We start from the raw sequence: 21927 nt of genomic DNA, 5'->3' as shown, positions 1-21927 counted from the left end.
GGGTACGCCATCAGCACTCTTCCTTGAGATCGCCAAAGGGAATCTTCAAGCGCGCAAGGCGGTACAGCAGCGTACGTCGGGCAAGGCCCAGCTCGCGGGCGGCCCAGGTTCGGTTACCACGGTTCTTGCGCAGGCAATCGATCAGAAAGACCCGTTCGACCCGCTCCAGGCGCTGACGCAGCGTTGCATCAACGGGAACAGAGGTGGGTGCCAGTGACAGGTGCACGGGCAAGATCACACCGTCGTCACACAGCAACACTGCACGCTCCACCAGACATTTGAGCTCTCGGACATTTCCGGGAAAGGCATGGCTGGACAGTTGATCAAGGGCTGCATTCGACCAATCTATCGGCGCACGCTCAAGGAATGAGCAGGCCTTGTCTGCGAAGTGGCGGGCCAGCTCCAAGACATCGCCGTCTCGCTGACGCAATGCCGGCAGTTCGATAGGAAATTGTGCCAAGCGGTAATAAAGGTCTTCGCGAAAACTGCCTTGGGCCACCATGCTCGCAAGATCACGGTGGGTCGCAGCAATGATCCGCACATCGACCTTGTGGGCAGCAGTGGCGCCCAATGGACGAATCTCTCCTTCCTGCAAGACCCGCAGCAACTTAGCCTGTAGCGAGAGTGGCATGTCGCCGATTTCGTCCAGCAGCAGAGTGCCGCCGTGGGCAGCGTCAAATAAGCCGGCATAGTCCCGCTCGGCACCGGTGAATGCGCCCTTGCGGTAACCAAACAACTCGCTTTCCAGCAAACCTTCAGGGAAGGCAGCGCAGTTTTGCACCACAAACGCCTTGGTACGACGAGGCCCTGCATCGTGTATGACTCGCGCAACCACCTCCTTCCCGGTACCGGTTTCCCCTCGCAATAACACGGTATAAGGACTGTTCCGGACTTTGCCGATCAAACGGCACGTCTCACCCATCGCCGAACTGTTGCCGATCAACCCATAGTCGTTGGTATAGGCGGCACTTCGGATCGTTTTCAATGGGATTGACGATCGATGCCCGCGTCGTAAAACCACTAACTGGTTCAAGGCAAAACGTCCCAGTTTCTCCAGCGATACCGCGTACCCCAGCAGGTCCACCCTTCGTGGACTGGCACACAACAACAAACCCGAAATCTTCTTTCGCCGGTTGGTCAACGGCACGCACAACAATGATCGCCAAGGCTCATCAACAGCAGGCAAAAAGCCTGAGTCATACAGACCGCTGCCCACATCGGCGACAAAGAATGCTTGGTTCTGCCCCATGGCAAACTGCAATAGCTGCTCGTTCTTGAAATCCACATCAGGGTTCACAAGGTCTGTGGATGGCAAGACGCCTGGCAAGTGCCGGGCAATCAGCTTCAACTGCCCCGTCACTTCATCGAGCAGGTACAACTGGCTGAGCTCACACTGACTTAATTGAGCGGCAGCCGTGACATAGTCGCCGGGCAACGTCGACTCGTCGCTCTCCATGCCCAAACGAGTGAACCACGCCAGCAAAGCGTCAGCGTAGGCAAGAGGATGCGGCAACTGGGTGAACAGATTGTCCATCATCAGTTGAACTCACAGGTCAGGTGGCCGTGGCTATCCAGCCCTGCGCGGGCAGACAGCAGGGACTCGTCACTCGCCATCGCCTCCAGCAGGCGATCCACCACCCGTGGCAGCAGATTGGCCTCCAGCCAGTGATCTATAAATCGGGCACCGCTGTCACTGCGCAGGCAACGATCCTTGATATGAGCAACCACCGCCGGCGTGTGACTAAACATCAGGTTTCGCTGCAGCAGCCTTTGCCCCAGGCATTGCAGCTTGCTTTCGATCAGCCCCTGCAAAGTCCCATCACTGATCGGGTAGTACGGAACGACGCGAATCCGAGCCAGCAGCGCCGGTTTGAAATGCGCGCTGAGGATCGGCTGAATCGCCTCCTGCAATACTCCGATACCAGGGCGCTGTGCGCCTGAACACAAGGTGACAATCTGTTCACTGCCCAGATTGGAAGTCATCAGAATCAGGGTGTTGCGAAAATCAATTTCACGCCCTTCACCATCGTTTGCCACGCCTTTATCGAAGACTTGGTAAAACAGGTTCATGACGTCTGGATCGGCCTTCTCGACCTCGTCCAGCAATACTACTGAATAGGGTTTGCGCCGTACTGCCTCGGTCAGTACTCCGCCCTCGCCATAACCGACATACCCCGGCGGAGCACCAATCAACCGGGACAGTGAGTGTTTCTCCTGATATTCCGACATGTTGATCGTGGTCATGAAGCGCTCGCCGCCATATAGCAGATCCGCCAAGGCGTGCGCCGTTTCGGTCTTGCCGACACCACTGGGCCCCACCAGCAGAAACACCCCGACTGGAGCATTGGGCCTATTCAGCCCCGCAGCGACGGCACGCATGGAGCGATCCAGAACCTGCACCGCATAGTCCTGGCCCAGGATCCGAGTGCCCAAGTCAGTGGCAAAGCCCAGCACGTTCGTACAGTGCTCACGGGCCAATTGCGTCACCGGGATACCCGTCCAGCCACTGATCACTTGCGCGACCAACCAAGGACAAACTTCAAAACTGACCAGCCGCTGCTCACGCTGCGCCGCCAACAGCGCGAGCTGGTTTTCGGCCAATGCCCGGACGAACCCGTCGATGACCTCTGCGTCAGCCAGGGCCTCACGGGCCTCGATCAGTTGCTGACGCAACAAGAGCACTTGTTCGGCCAATTCACACTGACGACCCCAGCGTTGCTCCAGCACCTGTTGCTGGCGTTCGAGTTCTTCCAACCTCAGCGTTGACGACTGCAAAGCCAGCTCATCGATCGACAACCCTGCATTCCGGTCACGGCGTAACGCCATGCATCGACGCACGCCCTCGGCCAGTTCGTCCCGCAGTTGCTGCAACTCTTGCGGCACCGTCACCAGGCTAATACGCACTCGAGCACACGCTGTATCCAGCACATCCACCGCTTTGTCAGGCAACTGACGCCCCGTCAAGTACCGGGCGGACAACTGAGCCGCCGCGACGACGGCATCGTCCCGCACATAGATGCCGTGATTGGCTTCATACACTGGCGCCAGGCCACGCAGGATCGTAGCGGTATCGGCAACCGTTGGCTCATGCACGTGGACTGGCTGAAAACGCCGGGACAATGCCGGATCTTTATCGAAGTATTTCTTATGCTCCGACCACGTAGTGGCAGCGATCGTACGTAACTCACCACGGGCCAACGCGGGTTTGAGCAGGTTGGCAGCATCCGATCCACCTGCCTGTCCACCCGTCCCGATCAGCGTATGGGCTTCGTCAATAAACAGAATGACCGGATCTGGCGAGCTATTGACCTCATCAATCACCCCTTTGAGGCGTCTCTCAAATTCGCCCTTGATACTGGCGCCGGCTTGCAGCAGGCCCAAATCCAAGGTCAGAAGCTGGACCTTCTGGAGCACCGCAGGCACTTGTGCGGCAACGATTCGCAGCGCCAGGCCCTCGACGATGGCGGTTTTCCCAACCCCCGCCTCACCAACGATGATGGGGTTGTTCTTGCGCCTTCTCGCCAGGATGTCGATCAGTTGCCGAATCTCGCCATCCCTGCACAGAACCGGATCGAGCTGGCCGTCACGGGCCTGGCGAGTCAAGTCATGGGTAAAGCGCTGGAGCAGTGATTGCTCTGATACAGGCGCCCTTGATTGAGAAGTCCCGGACCTTTCACTCAGAACAAATGATCGCAGCCGTTCTACATCGAGCTGCCTCAGGAGAATCTGATAACGATCGCCGGCATGCGAAGGATTAAGCGCTAACGCGAGTACCAACGCAGTGTCGTCGACTTCGCCCTGCCCCAACTCCAACTGAGCCACCATTAACGCGTGCTGCAACCACTGCACCAACGGCACCGCAAAGACCGGATGATGCGACCCTCCCTCTCCACTGTTCGGTTGCAGGGCCACTTCCCCAAGGTCCACACCAGCGTCCACCAATGCTCTCACCAGCACACCATCAGGATGCTCCATCAGTGCCAGCAGCAAGTCCTCCACCTGCACCTCGTGACCGCCCCGCGCAACGCAACGCTCGGCTGAGCGCTCGAGATCGCGACGGGTAGGCGCAGCCAAGGCTTGAATAAGTTGTTGCAGGTCCACCTTCATCATAATCATCAGTCCCTAATGAGTTTTACTGGCCAGCGTGACAGCACCTTCAGCCCGTTCGTGACCGAGCCAACTGGTCCAGCCCAAACGACAGATGTTGTGTTCGCCAATGTGCAGCGGCCTGGCCTCACCCTTTGCCAGTACCAGTCGCATGTCGTACTCCAAAGGGTCCCGAACGGCGAACCTGACCAATGCGCACATCGACTGGTAGCCCGTGCCGGTGGGCAGGAATTCGTGAAAGCGCTGCCAATCCAGCGCCTGGACATGCACCCTGAACTTTCCACTGCGGTCAGCGACCCGATGCCCCATAACCAGGTCCTCGCCCAATAGGCTGCTGGATACGCCGAGGCGGTTACGTTGCTCATGGGCAATCACCACTGTTCGTTCAACCCACTGCTCGACGAACAGCTGACCGTGCTTGAAGTAGTAGCGCAGAACCGTCTCGATCAGCGCAGCCGAATGAGCACGTAAGCTCAGGAGTCCCAGATAGGGCAACAGGCGTTTGTAGTTCAACGGTATGGCGCTTCGAACGGCCTCTCCCCCCAGGCCCATCAGCGCAAACATCTGCTCGGAAAAAGGGTCAGAGGCCCCCGTTCGAAAGCGTGCGTGATAACGGTATTTGCACCAGATCGGCAGCATCAATCGATGCAAGCGATGGTGGAACACATCGAGAAAGTCGCGAGTTGGATTGCCACTTGTCGTCTCCATCAAGGCCTGCTCACCATAAAATGCTGGCAACGGCGACCCTGCTCCCACTAGCCCAAGCACATTGAGTCGAAGGCACACCCGCCATCGATCTTGATCCCGAAAAAACCCTACACTCTCAATATCACTGCCAGGAAACCCCAGGTCAGGATTGGCCCGAAACTCCAACTGATCGTAAAGCGCATCGTCGTCCAGGGATGGGTGAGCCTCACGTAAACGCTCGACGATCTGCGATACCGCCTGAAACAGCGAGTATTCACGGACAGGCCGGGAGAGTTCGGTTAAAGCAGGGGCTGCTGGCCCATGCGAGGTGGCCATAGATACACGTCTCCTTGTGTGCTGGTGACTCGCAATTCGTGGTACGAGTTGAGGCTTGCGTAAAGTGCAAAAAATTCGTTGAGCACTGAGGCGAACACAAACACGTCGCCGTCACCCATGAACCCTTGGGGGTCTACAGTCAGGTCGACACGCACGCCTCGCAATGGCAGCCCTCGATACAACCTGTCTACCGGTTGATGGCTGATCGAACACAAGGCCCCGAGTTTGAGACGGCTGACTTTCTCCGCCTGGCGATCGTGATAACGCGGTAAATCGTAGGTTTCGAGAATCACTTTCAATGCGTCGATATGAGTCAGCGACAGGTAGTTGAGCGACATGTTGCTGATCAGTTTCCAGAGAAACCCGCTGTCCAGGGGTGGCGCGAAACTTGAGGTCGCTACCGTGATGTTGCGAAAAGACAGAAACTCGGGCGTCTGCTCACATGGCTGGTTGATCTGCCCCACCTGCAGTTGCCTTGGCACGTTGTGGTTGGTACAGGTCATCTCAATTGACAGGGTTTCCGGGGCATTGGCCCGATGAATGCCGAAGCTCAGATAGGTATCAAGCCCTGCATGCTGCAGCGATGGTCGCTGGTGAATGCTGTAGCTGGGCTGCGGTGCCGACTCCTGAGTGCCGAGGTCATGTTCAAAGGACTCGAATGCCACATAGCTCTGGTAACCCAAACCACCGGGACGCCACCCCGTGATCTTGTCTACAGAAAACACACCACAGTTACCCTGCCGGTATTCGGCGGGCAGCAGCAGGTATTCATCCTGCTTGCCGTCCAGGCGAATGGGCACACCGTCGTGGGCGAACAGATTGACAATGGGGGTGCAGTACAACCTCACGTTGTCCAACGTTGGGCACTGCCGTTCAAGGCTGCATTTGCGAATATCAAAGCGCAGCTCAAGCCCCCTCACCTGTTTGAGTACTTCACCTGGCAGACGCGTGCGCAGGTCGAGACCATCAATGTCGACAAACAGGTACTTGTCAGGAAAGGCGAAATACTCCTGCAGGTGGCGATAGCCACGGAAGGTATTCAGCGGATAGGGAATCAGCGCCTGATCCTCCGCAAAACCCACGGGTTGCACGTGGCTGGCGGGCAACCTCCACGACACCACCAGGCCGTCAGCACCGACGATCGGCAGACCGCCAGCGTCCAGAGGCAGTACCTCGATCCCGTCCAAATGACGCATCAGACTCAGGTACAGCGTCTGACTGATATAGCGTTCCCCCGCCAGATGCAGCCGTAACTGATGGAACTCCAGCTCACTGAAATTACCGTCTGCACTCATGTCCAGACACAGACTCAACAGCGCGCCCTCACCTCGTACCGAATACCTGAGTGCACGCAATTGCAGTGGCAAGACATCGGTCACATAACAGGTCCGAAAACGACAGTTTTCGCCATTGATAGCAGCGCTTTCTACCGGAGTGTCTCGCTCCACCCGAACGGCAGGACCTGTGTGCTTGAGAGAATCAAACTGCAACATGCTGAACGCTGGTAACGGCCGCATGTAGTTGGGCCAGAGCAAGTGCATCAGCGAATGACTCAGTTCAGGCAACTCGTCATCAAGCTTTTGCCGCAGACGACCGGTCAAGAACGCAAAACCTTCGAGCAACCGCTCCACATCGGGATCCTGGCCGGCCTCTCCGAGAAACGGCGCCAGAGCCGGATTACTCTCGGAGAAGCGCCGGCCTAACTGCCGCAACGCAATGAGCTCACTCTGGTAGTACCGGTTAAAGGACATCAGGCTTGACCTCGATCCGTCCACTGCCATTCAGGTTCCCGGAAAAAGTAGCCGAGTGCATGACACCGTCGATGTTCAGTTCACCGCTAATGACAAAGGACAGGGACAGAGGGTCTTGGTCCCGAGGTAACGCCGTCACTCGAGCATTGCTCAGACGGGGCTCGTACGCCTGGATAAAACGCTCGATCAAAGACCGCGCCTGGCTCAAGGATTCGTGCAAGCTCAGGCGCATGTCGTTGAGATCAGGCAGGCCGTAGTCAGGCAGTGTCTGCACACTGCCCGCTCGGGTATTGAGCATTTTCCCCAGATGGGCGGCCACCGACACCATGGTGCTGGCCTCGGGACTACCGCCAATAGGTAGGGGCACTTCACGCCCCAGGCGTTCAAAAAGGCTGGCGTATCGGCTCACGTCCTGGCTCCTGCTCATTCTTTATCGAGCTTGCCAACCAGGGAAAGGGTGAAGTTCACCCCCATGTACTTGAAGTGCGGGCGCACACTCAGATTGACACGATACCAACCGGGCTCGCCCTCGACATCGCTGACGATAATCTGCGCCGCCCGCAACGGACGCCGCCCACGCACCTCGGCGCTGGGGTTGTCCTGGTCAGCAACGTACTGACGAATCCACTTGTTGAGTTCTTGCTCCAGGTCAGTGCGCTCTTTCCATGAACCTAACTGTTCACGTTGCAGTACCTTCAGGTAATGGGCCAGGCGGTTGACGATCATCATGTACGGCAGTTGAGTGCCAAGCCGGTAGTTCAACTCGGCAACCTTGCCCTCCTCGCTGATCCCGAAAAACTTGGGCTTCTGCACCGAGCTGGCAGAGAAAAACGCCGCGTTGTCGCTGCCCTTGCGCATGGTCAGGGCAATGAAGCCTTCTTGCGCCAGCTCGTATTCGCGACGATCGGAAACCAGTACCTCGGTGGGAATCTTGGTTTCGATTTCACCCATGCTCTGGAAATGATGCAGGGGCAAGTCTTCCACCGCGCCACCACTTTGTGGCCCGATAATGTTCGGGCACCAGCGGAACCTGACAAAACTGTCCGTTAACCGTGTGGCGAACGCATACGCGGTGTTGCCCCACAGGTAGTGCTCATGGCTGTTGACCACGTTTTCCTTGTAGGCAAAGGTCTTGACCGGGCAGTCCTGGGGATCATAAGGCGTGCGCAACAGGAAACGCGGGACAGTCAGGCCAACGTAGCGGGCATCCTCGCTCTGCCGAAAAGCCTGCCATTTTGAAAATTGCGGGCCTTCAAAATGATCTTTCAGGTCCTTCAAGTCAGGCAGGCCGGTAAACCGCTCCAAACCGAAAAAGCCGGGCCCGGCAGCCGCTATAAACGGCGCATGGGCCATACAGGCCACGCTGGAAACGTATTGCATCAGCTTGACGTCCGGCGCGTTGGACGACAGAAAATAGTTAGCGATGATCGCGCCCACAGGCTGACCACCGAACTGGCCGTACTCGGCGCTATAGATATGTTTGTAGAGCCCGGACTGAGTGACTTCTGCAGAGTCCTCGAAGTCTTCCAGCAAATCCTGCCTGGAGACGTTCAACAGCTCGATCTTGATGTTTTCCCGGAAATTGGTGCGCTCAACCAATAGCTGCAAGCCACGCCAGGAGGACTCGAGGGCCTGGAAGTCGGGGTGATGAAGAATTTCATCCATTTGCTGGCTGAGTTTTGCATCGATCTCGGCAATCATCCGGTCAACCATGCGTTTCTTGACCGGTTCGCCACTGTTCTGCGGCTTGATCAGTTCCTCGATAAAAGCCGATACCCCGCGCTTGGCGATGCTATAGGCCTCATCGTCAGCGTTCAGGCGAGTCTGGGCTATGATGCTGTCGAGAATGCTGTACTCAGCACTCACAGCAGTGTGTTGTGGACTGTGGCTGGTGGTCATGGCGTCAGTGTCCTTTTACTGAAGAGGTCATACAGCAGGGCTGCTCAGCCCGAGCTCAGCCAATACCCGGGCACGGGACTGGTCATCGGCCAAGGCGTGTTCAATGGCTTTGCGAAAGCTCGGCGTATTGCCTAGCGGGCCCTTGAGCGCCACCAACGCATCACGCAGTTCCATCAGTTGTTTGAGCTCGGGAATCTGTTCAACCAAACTGGCCGGATTAAAGTCCTTCATTGAGTTAATCCTGACCTGGACGGCCAGTTCTTCGATCTCGGGCGACTCCTGAAGGCGATTGGGAACACTCAGGAGCACGCTCAACGCTTGCTTGGCCAACACCTCGTCGAGGGTGTTTTTATCGACGCTCACGGGCTTGCGATCTTCAAGCTTGCTAAGGTCCTCACGCTGGGTGAAGTCCCCCAACACCAGCAACTTCAACGGCAGCTCGACCTCCTCCTGCACACCACCGACGGCGGGTTTGAAGGTGATATTGATGCGTTCCTTTGGGGCTACCGAACCTTCTTTGGCCATGATGCATCTCCTTTTTTTGGTGGCTTGAGGGCCTATTCAAGTACCGCTTCAAGATCGAAGTGGCACAGCCTGCGATGGACTTCTTCCTTACGCTCGCGCACGGCATGGCTTTGCGGCAATACATCGCAACAGCCGTACAACAGTTGCAACACTTCAAGACTCAAGTCAGGCTCCCAATGCTGAAAACCTGCGCGCTGCAGCTCTTGGTCAAGTTGTTCCAGCTGGATTTTGGCCAGCTCGTGCTTGCCCGCCAGGCCACACAACCTGGCCAAACCCAGTCGCCAATGGAACCGGGTGCGATCCCCCCGGGCGGTCTGTAGACCTGACTTGAAGGCTCGGACGGCGGCCTTGAGCCCATCCTTGCGTAGCAAGGGCATGACGTCCTGCAACGCTTTCTCCCAAGGCGCGGCCTGCGTATCGAGTGCGGCCTTTGGTGTGGGTACGTGCAGGTGGCGTGTGACTTGGGTATTGATCCAGTTGCGAGTGACCGCGTCGGCAAACGGTGTTCCATCGTGAAATCGCAGTTGGGCCAGTCCTGGCAAGCGTTGCAAAAGCAGGGCGAGGTGCACTTCCATCTCGGTCATGGCCAAGTGAGCTTGCAATGCCTGCAGGCATTCCCAGGCCATGCGTAATCCATCGAACCAGAAAGGTGCGAGGGTCAGGCTGACCTCAAGTTCCAGCAAAAGATCGGCATGACAGCCCTGCTGAAAGCGCTCCTGATAACGCTTGAGCTTATCCGGCGCGAGCCCTCGCAAGGGGGTCACCTGTTCGCTGTCGCAATCCGGAAGGGTGCTGACCGTCAGCCAGGTCAGTGTCCGGTTCAGGCGCAGGGCACGCAGATCAGTTGCATTCTGGCGTAACCACCAGGCACACAAGGGACGAGCATTGTCCTGCAAGGTGCGCAGGAGCTTGCGGGCGTCTTTTTCGTTATCCACGACATGTTCGGGCGACAGCAACTGAGTGGTAACCTGCTTGACCTGGGCAATGACACCACTCACCCCTTCAGGGCGGGGGTTACCTTCGGCGACCTGCTGCAGCCTGTCCGCCAGTTGCCTGCGAATGGGCAACAACATGGGAGCTTCATCACCAAGGTGTTCACTCAACAACTGGTCAAGGCGAAACAGGTGCTCGAGCATGCACTCGAACAGAGGTCGTTGGTCCTTGAGCGACAGGCTCTGGGTAAGTACCTGTTCAACACGCGGAACCAGCCAGGCAAACGCCGCACCACGGGTACGCGATTTGCGCGGATGAACTACCGCCCAGTGATGCTCACAGAGGTAGCGCAACAACCCCAATCCCGCGAGCAGTCCAGGGAAGGATTCACGCTGATACAGTGCCCAGGTCAGCCAGACAGAAATTCGCAGATCCTTGGATTCATGGCGCAACAAGGTATCGCTTTTTTCCACAATCTTTTGCCAGTCAGGCTGACTACGGCCATGTATCGAATGCGCCTTGCTCAGTTCACTTTCCAAGGCCTCATACTCGCCTGAAAAACGTACATCCTCACCTGAGAAACTCGTTTCAGAGTTCGGCAACCGAGCAAGTTCCAAATAATAATCAGAGAGTTTGTCTGAATAACCCATTTGAGAGGCCGCACTTAAATTTCCAAGAAGTTTCTGCAGTTTCGATAAATTCTAACGCCCGCACCGAAACACTGTTTAAGTTCCGTCTTCACACAACAGAGAGCACGTACCTTATCGATGCATTTGATGTTGATCAAGTGGCAGAAACACACTTAAGAAACGTCCTACGAAAATAACGAAAGCTCTTAAAACAACTACAACCCCAAGCCAAAACCCTCACCATACCTGCCTCAGCAGAGACTCAAACAACAACTTGCGCAGCTACATACAGACAAAAACCCATTCAACTCCCTCTTTCTCAAACAATATAAAGCACCCAATGGAATGAGCAATTAACTGCGCACCACTGCGCAAACAAACAAACTTAACAACTCAAAATACCCAGCAAACCTATCAACGTAAAACACCACCACCCACGAAACCCACTAACTATCTACGCCACAACTTATTGGCACGCTTCTTGTTATCAAGCATCGCCCACCGGGCAATATCGCCATTTGGGGCGATTCTATTTATCTGGCAAGGAAACCAATCATGCCAACACCCGCGTATCTATCCATTACCGGCACCAAACAAGGTCTGATTACCGCAGGCACGTTCACTCAGGACTCTGTCGGCAACATTTATCAGGAAGGCCATGAAGACCAGATTCTGGTCCAGGCTTTTGCGCATCAGGTCATCATTCCCCGTGACCCACAGTCCGGCCAGCCGACAGGCCAGCGCGTTCACAAACCGCTGATGGTCAGCAAGGTATTCGATAAGTCTTCGCCACTACTGTTCAGCGCACTGACCTCAGGGGAAATGGTCAAATGCCGGCTGGAGTGGTACCGCACCTCCAGCGCCGGCACTCAGGAGCATTACTTCACCATCGAGTTGGAGGACGCGATTATCGTCGACATCCAATCACGGATGCCTAACTGCCAGGACCCGAACAATGCCCACTTCACTCATCAGGAGGATGTGTATTTCACTTACCGTAAAATCGTCTGGACCCACGAAGTTTCCGGCACCTCCGGCTCCGATGACTGGCGCAGCCCCGTCGCTGGCTAAGCAAGATTGAAAGCGGATCGGCACCACCACAGGTGATGCCGATTTATCAGACCATCGCCAACGGATGCTTGCGTTTCGGTGCACCGAATACCCGGTCAATGGCGTCCAGGTCATGTTCATCAAGAACAATCCGGGCTGCTGCGGCATTGAGTCGAACATGCTCGGGCTGTACCGCTTTGGGGATGGCAATCACACCCTCCTGGCGCAGGACCCAGGCCAACGATACCTGGGCCGGTGTTACCTCGTGACGATGGGCAATCTGCTTGAGGGTGGGACTGGACAACAGTTCGCCGCCCTGGGCGATCGGACAATAGGCCATCAAGGGCAAGTGATGCTGTTGCCACCAGGGCAGCAAGTCGAATTCGATACCGCGCTCTTCAATGTTGTAGAGCACCTGATTGGTGGCACACGCCGGGGATGCCAGCTCTTGAAGATCTGACACGTCGAAATTGGAAACACCCCAACGCCCGATCTTGCCCGCTTCGCGCAGACGTTCGAAGGCTTCGACGGTTTCCTCAAGTGGGTACTGCCCGCGCCAGTGCAGCAGATACAGGTCGATGTAATCCGTGCCCAGCCGGGAAAGGCTGGCTTCGCAGGCACGAGGAATGCCTTTGTGACTGGCGTTGTGCGGGTAGACCTTGCTGACGACCACCACCTGCTCGCGCCGGCCACGAATCGCCTCGCCCACCACCTCCTCCGCACCGCCTTCACCATACATTTCAGCAGTGTCGATCAGGGTCATGCCTTCATCGATGCCCAACTGCAGGGCAGCAACCTCGGCTTGCCGCTGCCGGGGGTCCTCTCCCATGCGCCAGGTCCCTTGGCCAATAACAGGGACAGAAACGCCGGCCAGATCAATGGTTCGCATGGGCACCTCCAGATAAGTTCACGGTTTAACAGTGTGGCACTGATCCGCCAAAAGGGTTCAACCCGCCTGGTACCCACCTACCCGAACAGGGTATGGCAAACCCCTCATGCCTGCCTGAAAGTGTTCTCAGCCCCTGATAACACTGACAACTCAAGGTGGGTCCGCCATGCATAAAGCCTTTATCGCCCTGCTCAGCGTCGCATTGCTGACCCTCTCCTCCTTAAGCCGGGCGGCGGACGATCCTGGCAACACACTGCGCCTCTATAACTGGGCGGACTATATCGGTGAACACACCCTGGCGGACTTCGAAAAGGCCACCGGGATCAAGGTGACCTACGACACCTATGATTCCTACGAAACGGTCCAGGGCAAATTGCTTTCCGGCCGCTCCGGATACGACCTGGTGGTGCTCAATGCGGCGCTGGTGCCGCTGCTGATCAAGGCGAAAATGTTCCAGCCCCTGGACAAGACACAACTGCCGGACTGGAAAAACATCGACCCGCTGGTGCTCACAAACCTGGAAAACTACGACCGAGGCGTGACCTATTCCGCCCCGTATACCTGGGGCAGCAACGGCGTGGCGTACAACGTCGACAAGATCAAGGAACGCATGCCGGATGCACCGATCGGTTCCCTGGCAATGATCTTCGATCCGAAAATTATTTCCCGGTTTGCCGACTGTGGCATCACCTTCATGGATTCCCCCACCGACATGATTCCCCTGGCCCTGACCTACCTGGGCCGGGACCCCAACAGCGCAGCAACCAAAGACCTCAAGGCCGCCCAGGATGTATTGATGGCCGTGCGCCCTTACCTGCGCAAATTTGACTCCAGTGGTTTTATCAATGGCCTGGCTAATGGCGACCTGTGTCTGTCCACCAGTTGGTCCGGCGATTACGCCACCGCACAGGCACGGGCTGAAGAGGCCGGGGCCAAGATCAAACTGGACTATTTCATTCCCCGGGAAGGTTCGTTGATCTGGTTCGATAATTTCTATATCCCGGCCGACGCCCCCCATGTGGCCAACGCCCATAAATTCATCGAGTTTCTCCTGCAACCCCAGGTGATGGCCGGCGTCAGCAACACCATTCACTACGCCAACAGCAACCTGGCGGCCAAGCCTCTGGTGAATGCGGATATTCGCGACAACCCGGCCATCTACCCGGACCCGGCGACGATGCAGCGGCTCTTTACGCAGATAAGCCAGCCGCCAGACGCCGTGCGCCTGATCACCCGTACCTGGAATGCCGTCAAGACCGGCAAGTGATCCAGGACCTCCTCAACCCTAGAAGGTGAACCCCATGACCCTGCCGAATCCCGAGTTCTTCGCCCAGTTCGACCACGACCAACTGGTGGCTGCCGACAAGGCCCACTACATGCACGGCTTCCATATGTTCGATGAGCATCGGGAACAAGGCTCGCTGAACATTGCCGCAGGCGACGGTGCGTATATCTACGACACCGCTGGCAACCGCTACCTGGATGCCGTCGGCGGCATGTGGTGCACCAACATCGGCCTGGGCCGTGAGGAAATGGCCGATGCCATCGCCAACCAGGTTCGCCAGCTGGCTTACTCCAATCCGTTTTGCGACATGGCCAACGTGACCGCCATTGAGCTGTGCGCCAAGCTTGCCAGCCTGGCCCCGGGCGACCTCAACCATGTATTTCTGACTACCGGCGGCTCCACGGCAGTCGACACCGCGTATCGGCTGGTGCAGTTCTATCAGAACAGCCGTGGCAAGCCTGAAAAGAAACACGTGATCTCGCGGCTTAACGCCTATCACGGCTCAACCTTCCTGACGATGTCCATCGGCAACAAGGCAGCCGACCGCGCGCCGGAATTCGACTTCATGAGTGACCTGTTCCACCACATCTCCTGCCCCAATTACTACCGGGCGCCACAGGGCATGAGCGAAGCGGATTTTCTCGACTTTCTGGTGAACGAGTTCGAAGACAAGATCCTGACCCTCGGCGCCGACAAGGTCGCGGCGTTCTTTGCCGAACCGATCATGGGTTCGGGCGGCGTGATTATTCCGCCCAAGGGTTATCACCGGCGCATGTGGGAAGTCTGCCAGCGCCACGACCTGCTGTACGTGGCGGATGAGGTCGTTACCTCGTTCGGGCGCCTGGGCAAATTCTTCGCCTCCCAGGAGGTGTTCGACATGCAGCCAGACATTATCACCACCGCCAAGGGCCTGACGTCGGGGTATCTGCCCCTGGGCGCCTGCATTTTCTCCGAGCGTATCTGGCAAGTGATCGGCGAACCCGGCAAGGGCCGCTGCTTTACCCATGGTTTCACCTACAGCGGCCACCCGGTGAGTTGCGTGGCAGCGCTGAAAAACATCGAGATTATCGAGCGGGAAAACCTGCTGGCTCATGTCGAGGACGTCGGGGTGTACATGGAACAACGCCTGCAAACCCTGGCGGACTTGCCACTGGTGGGTGACGTGCGCTGTCAGCGCCTGATGGCGTGTATCGAGTTTGTCGCCGACAAACACAGCAAGGCGCTGCTGCCGGATGCGGTGAACATCGGTGAGAAAATCCATCTGCGGGCGCAGGCCAAGGGGTTGTTGGTAAGGCCGATTGGTCATCTGAACGTGATGTCGCCGCCCTTGATCATCAGCCATGCCCAGGTAGACGAGGTGGTCGAGATCCTGCGCCAGTGCATCCTCGACACCGCCACCGAATTACGCCAGAACGGCGAGTATCAGGGCCGATGACCGCCAACGCCGAGCCCGTCTCGGCGTTTTTGCCTGGGCCGTGGCCGCCGGGTAGACTGGCCGGCATGAGCCCATCCAGCGATCGCTACCCTGCCCCGTCATTCCCCTTGCTTGAAGCCTGGCATGACGCATTGGCCCACGCCTTCACCCACGTGGACGAGGCGTCGTTCCTGGAGCACCTGGCCACCGCGCTGAGCACGCTGACGCCCATCGAATCGATGATGATCAGCCTGGAGCGCCGGGGCCTGCCGCCTCATTCGCTGTATCAGCAAGGCATTCCCAAGGCGTACCAGGAAGAAATCATCAACCGCTATTTCTCCCGCGGCTACCTCCTGGACCCGTTCTGCCTGGCGGTGGACAAGGGCCTGGCGGAAGGTTTCTACCACCTGGCACAGATTGCTCCGGACGATTTCTTCAACAGCGAGTACTACAAGACCTATTACCTGCGCAGCGGCGGCGCCCAGGAGGGCTATTACATTGTCGACCTCTGCGCCCAGAGCAAAATCTCGTTGTGCATGTTTCAAGGCTTGAGTGCCGGGCAGTTCAGCGACGAACAATTGGCCGTATTGAAGAGCGTGCTGCCGATGGTCCGCGAGCTACTGCGCCGGTTCGGCACCTCGGGCGGCATGGCCAAGGTGATCGGTGATGAAAACGTCTTTGCGCAAACCCCGGTGCATCAGCAGATCGAGGCCGCGTTCATGCATTTTGGCAGTGGCCTGCTGACGGTGCGGGAACGGGAAATCGCCCACCTGATCCTGCGCGGGCACTCGGTGAAATCCACGGCGCAGATGCTCGGCATCTCCCCGGAAACCGTGCGTATGCACCGCAAGAACCTCTACACCAAACTGGCGATCAACTCCCAGGCGGAGTTGTTCGCACTGTTCATCGAGTGGCTGACCCTGGGGCGAGTACTCTGAGCTACAACGGGTAAAGTGCCTCGTCGAATTGCTCAAGTTTTGGAAATACCAAGGGCTGATCATCCGCCAACCCTTCCAGCCGCTGCTGATAGCTACACAGAAATTCCCCGCGCGCCTCGGCACTGATGTACGGCACATGCCAGGCCACAAACGGTGGCAACACGTCGAAGCCGACATACGCCAGCGTCCCGCGCAGGATCGGCCGCAGCATGTCCTCAAGAGGGCCATGAATCGCCCGCTCGCCGAACATATGTTCGCGCCCGCCCAGGGTCACCGTCACCAGTGCTTTCTTGCCGGCGAGCCCGCCCTGATCGTAAAAGCGCTTGCCGCCGTAACACACGCCGGACACCAGCACCCGATCGATCCAGCCCTTGAGCATGGCCGGGGCGGAGAACCAGAAGATCGGGAAGTTGAGAATCAGCAGGTCGGCCCACAGCAACTTGTCCAGTTCCTGCTGGATATCTGCGGCAATGGATTGGCTTTTCACCCCCAGGCGTTGTTCCAGGGCATACACCAAATAGTCGGGATTTTCTCGCGCAGTGAAGTCAGCGGCCGTGGCCACCGGGTTCCAGTTCATCGCGTACAGGTCGCTGACCTGCACCTCATGTCCCTGGGCTTGCAAGGTGGCGATGGCCTGGTCACGCAGGGCCGCCGTGAAGGACTGCGGCTCGGGGTGAGCGTGGACAATCAGAACGTTCATGAAAACTCCTCAAGAAGTGAGCGCGGCACGTTGGGCCAGCAAGTGATCGAGCCAGTCGGGGTCCATTTCCGGCTCCGACGAAAACAACAGGCCGGTGTAGTCCTGGTACGGCGGGGTGAAGATCGTGCTGCGGCTGCCGTGGTCCACCACCCGCCCGCGCTGCATCACCACCACTTCGTCAGCGATGGCGCGCACGGTGGCAACGTCGTGGGTGATAAACAGGTAAGCCACGCCGAGTTGCTGCTGCAGGCGATTGAGCAGTTTCAGCACGCCCTCGGCCACCAGTTGATCGAGGGCGGAGGTCACTTCGTCGCAGATGATCAGTTGTGGATCGGCCGCCAGGGCGCGGGCGATGCAGATTCGCTGTTTCTGGCCGCCGGACAGTTCCCGGGGCTGGCGTTCCATGAAAGTCGCCGGGTCCAGCTCGATCATCTCCAGCAATTCCGCGACACGCTCGCGCAGGGCACGGCCCTTGAGGCCGAGGTAGAACGTCAGTGGCCGACCGATGATATCGACGATGCGCTGGCGCGGATTCAAAGCGGTGTCGGGGATCTGATAGATCATCTGGATCCGCCGCAATTGCTCCTTGCTGCGCCGACGAAAATCCGCCGGCAAGGCTTCGCCGTCATACAGCACCTGCCCGGCGGTGGACGGCAACAACCCGGTAATCAAGCGCGCCGTGGAGCTTTTTCCGCTGCCGGACTCACCGATCACCGCCAGCGTCTGCCCGCGATACAGGCGCATGGAGACATCGTGCAGCACTGGCTGATGACCGTAACTGGCACAGGCCTGGCGCACTTCCAGCAACGGTGTCTGCTGCACCGGACAGGCCTTGGGCTCAGTACGAAAGCTGCGCACCGCCCACAGGGATTTGGTGTAGTCCTGCTGCGGTGCGCTGAGCATGCTGCGGGTCTCGGCTTCTTCCACCAGCTTGCCGTGGCGCAACACCATGATCCGGTCAGCCATTTGAGCGACCACCGCCAGGTCGTGGCTGATGTAGATCGCGGCGCTGCCGAAGGTCTTGATCGCCTCACGAATGGCCGCCAACACTTCGATCTGGGTGGTAACGTCGAGGGCCGTGGTGGGTTCGTCGAAGATGATCAAGTCTGGGTGACAGGCCATGGCCATCGCCGTCATGACCCGTTGCAACTGCCCGCCCGACACCTGGTGCGGATAGCGTTGACCGATCTGTTCCGGGTTCGGCAGGCGCAGCACGCGGTACAGTTCCACCGCCTCGGCCTCGGCCTGGGCACGGCTGATGCCGCCGTTGATCACCGCCGTTTCCACGTGTTGATCGATCAACCGGTGCGCCGGGTTGAACGAAGCCGCAGCGCTTTGCGCGACGTAGGCAATTCGCAATCCGCGCAGTTTACGCAGGACTTCGGGCTTGGCCTGCAACAGTTGAATACCGTCGAAACGCACCGAGCCACGGGTGATGCGGCAACCGTCACGGGCATAACCCATGGCGGCCAATCCCAAGGTGGATTTACCGGCGCCAGACTCGCCAATCAGCCCCAACACTTCGCCGCGCTGCAAGGTCAGGTCGATGCCCTTGATCAGCGGGTGCCAGGCGTCCTCGTAGTGACCTTCGATGTGCAGGTCGCGAATTTCCAGCAATGGACTGTCCATCCTCAACACTCCTTCAGGCCGCTGGATGTGTGCAGCATCCAGTCGACGACAAAGTTCACGCTGATGGTAATCAACGCCACCGCCAGGGCCGGCAGCAATGGGCTGATATCGCCGAAGGTGATTAATACCGCGTTGTCGCGGACCATGCTGCCCCAATCGGCAGTGGGCGGTTGAATGCCCAGGCCGAGGAACGACAGTGCGCTGATAAACAAAAACACGAAGCAGAAACGCAGGCCAAATTCAGCAATCAAGGGTGCGGCGGCGTTAGGCAATACTTCGCGAGTCACCAGCCACCATAGCCCTTCCCCACGCAGCCTTGCGGCTTCGACAAAGTCTTGCACCACCACTGTCATCGCCACCGCTCGGGACAGGCGAAACACCCGGGTCGAATCCAGCAACGCAATCACCAGCACCAGGGACATGGCATTGGTGCCCACCACACTGAGAATCAACAAGGCGAAGATCAACTGCGGAATGGCCATGAGGATGTCCACCACCCGCGACAATCCCTGGTCGATCCAACCGCCCTTGATCGCCGCGATCAAACCACTCAAACCTCCCAGCGCAAAGGCCAGGACCGTGGTCAGAAAGGCAATCCCCAGGGTGTTGCGCGCGCCGTAGACCAGGCGACTGAACATATCGCGCCCCAGGTTATCGGTGCCCAGCAGGAACTGCCCGCTCCAGGGGGCAAAGCCGTCGCCCACCACCTGGGTTTCGCCATAAGGCGCGAGCAGCGGTGCAAACAGCGCCACCAGGATGTACAGCAGGATGACCAGCAGGCCGAACTTGGCGCTCAATGGCGCCTTGGCCAGTTGTTGGATCAGGTTCATGGTCTACCCCTTCGGATGCATCAGGCGTGGGTTGCTGGCGATGGACAGCACGTCGGCACTGGTGTTGAGCAGGATGTAGGTAGCGGCGAAGATCAGGCTGCAGGCCTGCACCACCGGGATGTCGCGCTTGGACACCGAGTCCACCAGCAATTGGCCGAGGCCCGGATAGACAAACACCACTTCGACCACCACCACGCCCACCACCAGGTACGCCAGGTTCAGCGCCACCACGTTGACGATGGGCGCCAGGGCATTGGGCAAAGCGTGACGCCAGATAATCCGCGACTGGCTGATGCCCTTGAGCCGGGCCATTTCGATGTAGGGGCTGGCCAGCAGGTTGATGAGCGAGGCGCGGGTCATGCGCATCATCTGCGCGATCACCACCAGGCTCAGGGTCGCCACCGGCAGTACCGAGCGTTCGAGGATCGTGCCCAATGACGCATCCGGCGCCAGGTTGGACAGGCTGGGGAACCAGCCGAGCTTGACCGAGAACACCAGGATCAACAGGTAGGCGACGAAGAACTCAGGGAACGATACGGCGCTCAAGGCTGAGGTATTGAGCAAGCGGTCGAACCAGCTGTTGCGGTAGAGCGCAGCGAGCATCCCTAACACCAATGCCAGCGGCACCGAAACCAACGCGGCCAGTGCCGCCAGGCGCAAGGTGTTACCCAGGCGGGCACCGATCAGTTCAGCGATGGGTCGCTGGTTGGCCAGGGAGGCACCGAGGTCGCCGTGCAGCAGGCGCAACAGCCACTGCACAAAACGGCTCAAGGGCGGCAGGTCCAGGCCCAATTGTGCGCGGAACGCGGCGACGGTTTCCGGTGTCGCGGACTGGCCGAGCATGGCCTGGGCGATATCGCCGGGAAGCATGCCGACGGCCAGGAAGATGATCACCGAGACAGCGAACAGCGACAGCAAGCCAAGGGCCAGACGCTGGAGGACCAGTTTAAATAGGCTATTCATGTGGGACTCTCATGAGTGGTGCACCTCCCGAAGACAACACATTTCCCTTGTGCGAGGCTGCGATGCAGGCGCTGCGGTCTGGCAGAGGCACCGAGGTGATCCCATCGCAGCCTCGCTGGGGCTCGACAGCTCCCACAATTGATCTTCATCGTCTGGGCGGTGTCCATTTCACGCAGGCTATTCATGGGCGATTCCTCGCGTTGGGCACGCTTGCAAAGGCTGCACAATTCCAGTGTGGGAGCTGTCGAGCCCTGGCGAGGCTGCGATACAGGCGCTGCGGTCTGGCAGAAGCACCGAGGTGATCCCATCGCAGCCTCGCTGGGGCTCGACAGCTCCCACAGGTGATCTTCATCGTCTGGGCGGTGTCCATTTCACGCAGGCTATTCATGGTGCGAGTCCTCGCATTGGGCACGCTTGCAAAGGCTGCACAATTCCAGTGTGGGAGCTGTCGAGCCCTGGCGAGGCTGCGATGCAGGCGCTGTGGTCTGGCAGAAGCACCGAGGTGGTCCCATCGCAGCCTCGCCAGGGCTCGACAGCTCCCACCATTGACCTTCATCGTCTGGGCGGTATCCATTTCACGCAGGCTATTCATGGGCGAGTCCTCGAATTGGGCACGCTTGCAAAGGCTGCACAATTCCAGTGTGGGAGCTGTCGAGCCCCGGCGAGGCTGCGATGCAGGCGCTGCGGTCTGGCAGAGGCACCGAGGTGATCCCATCGCAGCCTCGCTGGGGCTCGACAGCTCCCACCATTGATCTTCATCGTCTGGGCGGTGTCCATTTCACGCAGGCTATTCATGGTGCGATTCCTCGCGTTGGGCACGCTGCAAAGGCTGCACAATTCCAGTGTGGGAGCTGTCGAGCCCTGGCGAGGCTGCGATGCAGGCGCTGCGGTCTGGCAGAGGCACCGAGGTGGTCCCATCGCAGCCTCGCTGGGGCTCGACAGCTCCCACCATTGATCTTCATCGTCTGGGCGGTGTCCATTTCACGCAGGCTATTCATGGTGCGATTCCTCGCGTTGGGCACGCTTGCAAAGGCTGCACAATTCCAGTGTGGGAGCTGTCGAGCCCTGGCGAGGCTGCGATGCAGGCGCTGTGGTCTGGCAGAAGCACCGAGGTGGTCCCATCGCAGCCTCGCTGGGGCTCGACAGCTCCCACAGGTGATCTTCATCGTCTGGGCGGTGTCCATTTCACGCAGGCTATTCATGGTGCGAGTCCTCGAATTGGGCACGCTTGCAAAGGCTGCACAATTCCAGTGTGGGAGCTGTCGAGCCCCGGCGAGGCTGCGATGCAGGCGCTGCGGTCTGGCAGAGGCACCGAGGTGATCCCATCGCAGCCTCGCTGGGGCTCGACAGCTCCCACCATTG

At 58.5% G+C, this 21927-nt stretch carries 17 protein-coding genes; 4 read left to right on the top strand and 13 right to left on the bottom strand.

What is annotated here, in order from left to right:
• Positions 1–10: 10 nt before the first annotated feature.
• The 8 genes from GNF76_RS15915 to tssA are packed head-to-tail and all read right to left on the bottom strand — an operon-like array spanning position 11 to position 10888.
• Positions 11–1537: a sigma-54 interaction domain-containing protein gene (locus GNF76_RS15915; protein WP_155584096.1), complete on the bottom strand. Its 1527-nt coding sequence runs from the start codon at positions 1535–1537 to the stop codon at positions 11–13.
• On the bottom strand, positions 1537–4110 hold the full coding sequence (gene tssH / locus GNF76_RS15910; protein ID WP_155584095.1) for a type VI secretion system ATPase TssH: 2574 nt from the start codon (positions 4108–4110) through the stop codon (positions 1537–1539). Before tssH ends, GNF76_RS15915 begins: the two co-directional genes overlap by 1 nt.
• 12 nt (positions 4111–4122) lie before the next feature.
• Positions 4123–5130 (bottom strand): type VI secretion system baseplate subunit TssG, encoded by a 1008-nt coding sequence (gene tssG / locus GNF76_RS15905; RefSeq protein WP_155584094.1) that lies wholly within the window; start codon positions 5128–5130, stop codon positions 4123–4125.
• Complete coding sequence (gene tssF / locus GNF76_RS15900; protein ID WP_155584093.1) at positions 5094–6881, bottom strand: type VI secretion system baseplate subunit TssF; 1788 nt, start codon at positions 6879–6881, stop codon at positions 5094–5096. The genes tssG and tssF overlap by 37 nt, the downstream gene beginning before the upstream one ends.
• Positions 6871–7290, bottom strand: a complete 420-nt coding sequence (gene tssE / locus GNF76_RS15895) for a type VI secretion system baseplate subunit TssE (protein WP_178123359.1) — start codon at positions 7288–7290, stop codon at positions 6871–6873. Before tssE ends, tssF begins: the two co-directional genes overlap by 11 nt.
• 14 nt (positions 7291–7304) lie before the next feature.
• A complete protein-coding gene (gene tssC / locus GNF76_RS15890; RefSeq protein WP_155584091.1) occupies positions 7305–8780 on the bottom strand; it encodes a type VI secretion system contractile sheath large subunit in 1476 nt (491 codons plus the stop codon).
• 27 nt (positions 8781–8807) lie between these two features.
• Positions 8808–9305 (bottom strand): type VI secretion system contractile sheath small subunit, encoded by a 498-nt coding sequence (gene tssB, locus GNF76_RS15885; protein ID WP_155584090.1) that lies wholly within the window; start codon positions 9303–9305, stop codon positions 8808–8810.
• Positions 9306–9337: 32 nt separating this feature from the next.
• Positions 9338–10888 (bottom strand): type VI secretion system protein TssA, encoded by a 1551-nt coding sequence (tssA, locus tag GNF76_RS15880; RefSeq protein WP_155584089.1) that lies wholly within the window; start codon positions 10886–10888, stop codon positions 9338–9340.
• Positions 10889–11422: 534 nt separating this feature from the next.
• Here tssA and GNF76_RS15875 point away from each other — a divergent pair.
• Positions 11423–11938, top strand: coding sequence for an Hcp family type VI secretion system effector (locus GNF76_RS15875; protein WP_155584088.1), 516 nt, complete (start codon positions 11423–11425; stop codon positions 11936–11938).
• Positions 11939–11984: 46 nt separating this feature from the next.
• Here GNF76_RS15875 and GNF76_RS15870 read toward each other — a convergent pair whose 3' ends face one another.
• Positions 11985–12806, bottom strand: coding sequence for an aldo/keto reductase (locus GNF76_RS15870; protein ID WP_155584087.1), 822 nt, complete (start codon positions 12804–12806; stop codon positions 11985–11987).
• Between the two features lie 166 nt (positions 12807–12972).
• Between GNF76_RS15870 and GNF76_RS15865 the strand changes: the two genes are divergently transcribed.
• The 3 genes from GNF76_RS15865 to GNF76_RS15855 all read left to right on the top strand — a co-directional run bounded on the left by GNF76_RS15865 (position 12973) and on the right by GNF76_RS15855 (position 16443).
• Complete coding sequence (locus tag GNF76_RS15865; protein ID WP_155584086.1) at positions 12973–14073, top strand: polyamine ABC transporter substrate-binding protein; 1101 nt, start codon at positions 12973–12975, stop codon at positions 14071–14073.
• 34 nt (positions 14074–14107) lie between these two features.
• Positions 14108–15526 carry an aminotransferase gene (locus GNF76_RS15860; RefSeq protein ID WP_155584085.1) on the top strand — a complete coding sequence of 473 codons (1419 nt, stop codon included), beginning with the start codon at positions 14108–14110 and terminating at the stop codon, positions 15524–15526.
• Positions 15527–15591: 65 nt separating this feature from the next.
• On the top strand, positions 15592–16443 hold the full coding sequence (locus GNF76_RS15855) for a LuxR family transcriptional regulator (RefSeq protein WP_246211922.1): 852 nt from the start codon (positions 15592–15594) through the stop codon (positions 16441–16443).
• 1 nt (position 16444) lies between these two features.
• Here GNF76_RS15855 and GNF76_RS15850 read toward each other — a convergent pair whose 3' ends face one another.
• Genes GNF76_RS15850 through GNF76_RS15835 form a run of 4 tightly spaced genes read right to left on the bottom strand, consistent with a single transcriptional unit; the run spans position 16445 to position 20565 of the window.
• Entirely contained in the window at positions 16445–17143 is a 699-nt protein-coding gene (locus tag GNF76_RS15850) for an NAD(P)H-dependent oxidoreductase (RefSeq protein ID WP_155584083.1), read from the bottom strand.
• A gap of 9 nt (positions 17144–17152) precedes the next feature.
• Positions 17153–18772: an ABC transporter ATP-binding protein gene (locus tag GNF76_RS15845; RefSeq protein WP_155584082.1), complete on the bottom strand. Its 1620-nt coding sequence runs from the start codon at positions 18770–18772 to the stop codon at positions 17153–17155.
• A gap of 2 nt (positions 18773–18774) precedes the next feature.
• Positions 18775–19602, bottom strand: coding sequence for an ABC transporter permease (locus GNF76_RS15840; RefSeq protein WP_155584081.1), 828 nt, complete (start codon positions 19600–19602; stop codon positions 18775–18777).
• A gap of 3 nt (positions 19603–19605) precedes the next feature.
• Positions 19606–20565 carry an ABC transporter permease gene (locus tag GNF76_RS15835; protein ID WP_155584080.1) on the bottom strand — a complete coding sequence of 320 codons (960 nt, stop codon included), beginning with the start codon at positions 20563–20565 and terminating at the stop codon, positions 19606–19608.
• Positions 20566–21927: the final 1362 nt, after the last annotated feature.

Origin of the sequence: Pseudomonas spelaei (genome assembly GCF_009724245.1) — a bacterium.
Classification (GTDB): Bacteria; Pseudomonadota; Gammaproteobacteria; order Pseudomonadales; family Pseudomonadaceae; genus Aquipseudomonas; species Aquipseudomonas spelaei.
The sequence above is the reverse complement of the archived record's forward strand: the minus strand, read 5'-3'. Positions and strand labels throughout refer to the sequence as shown.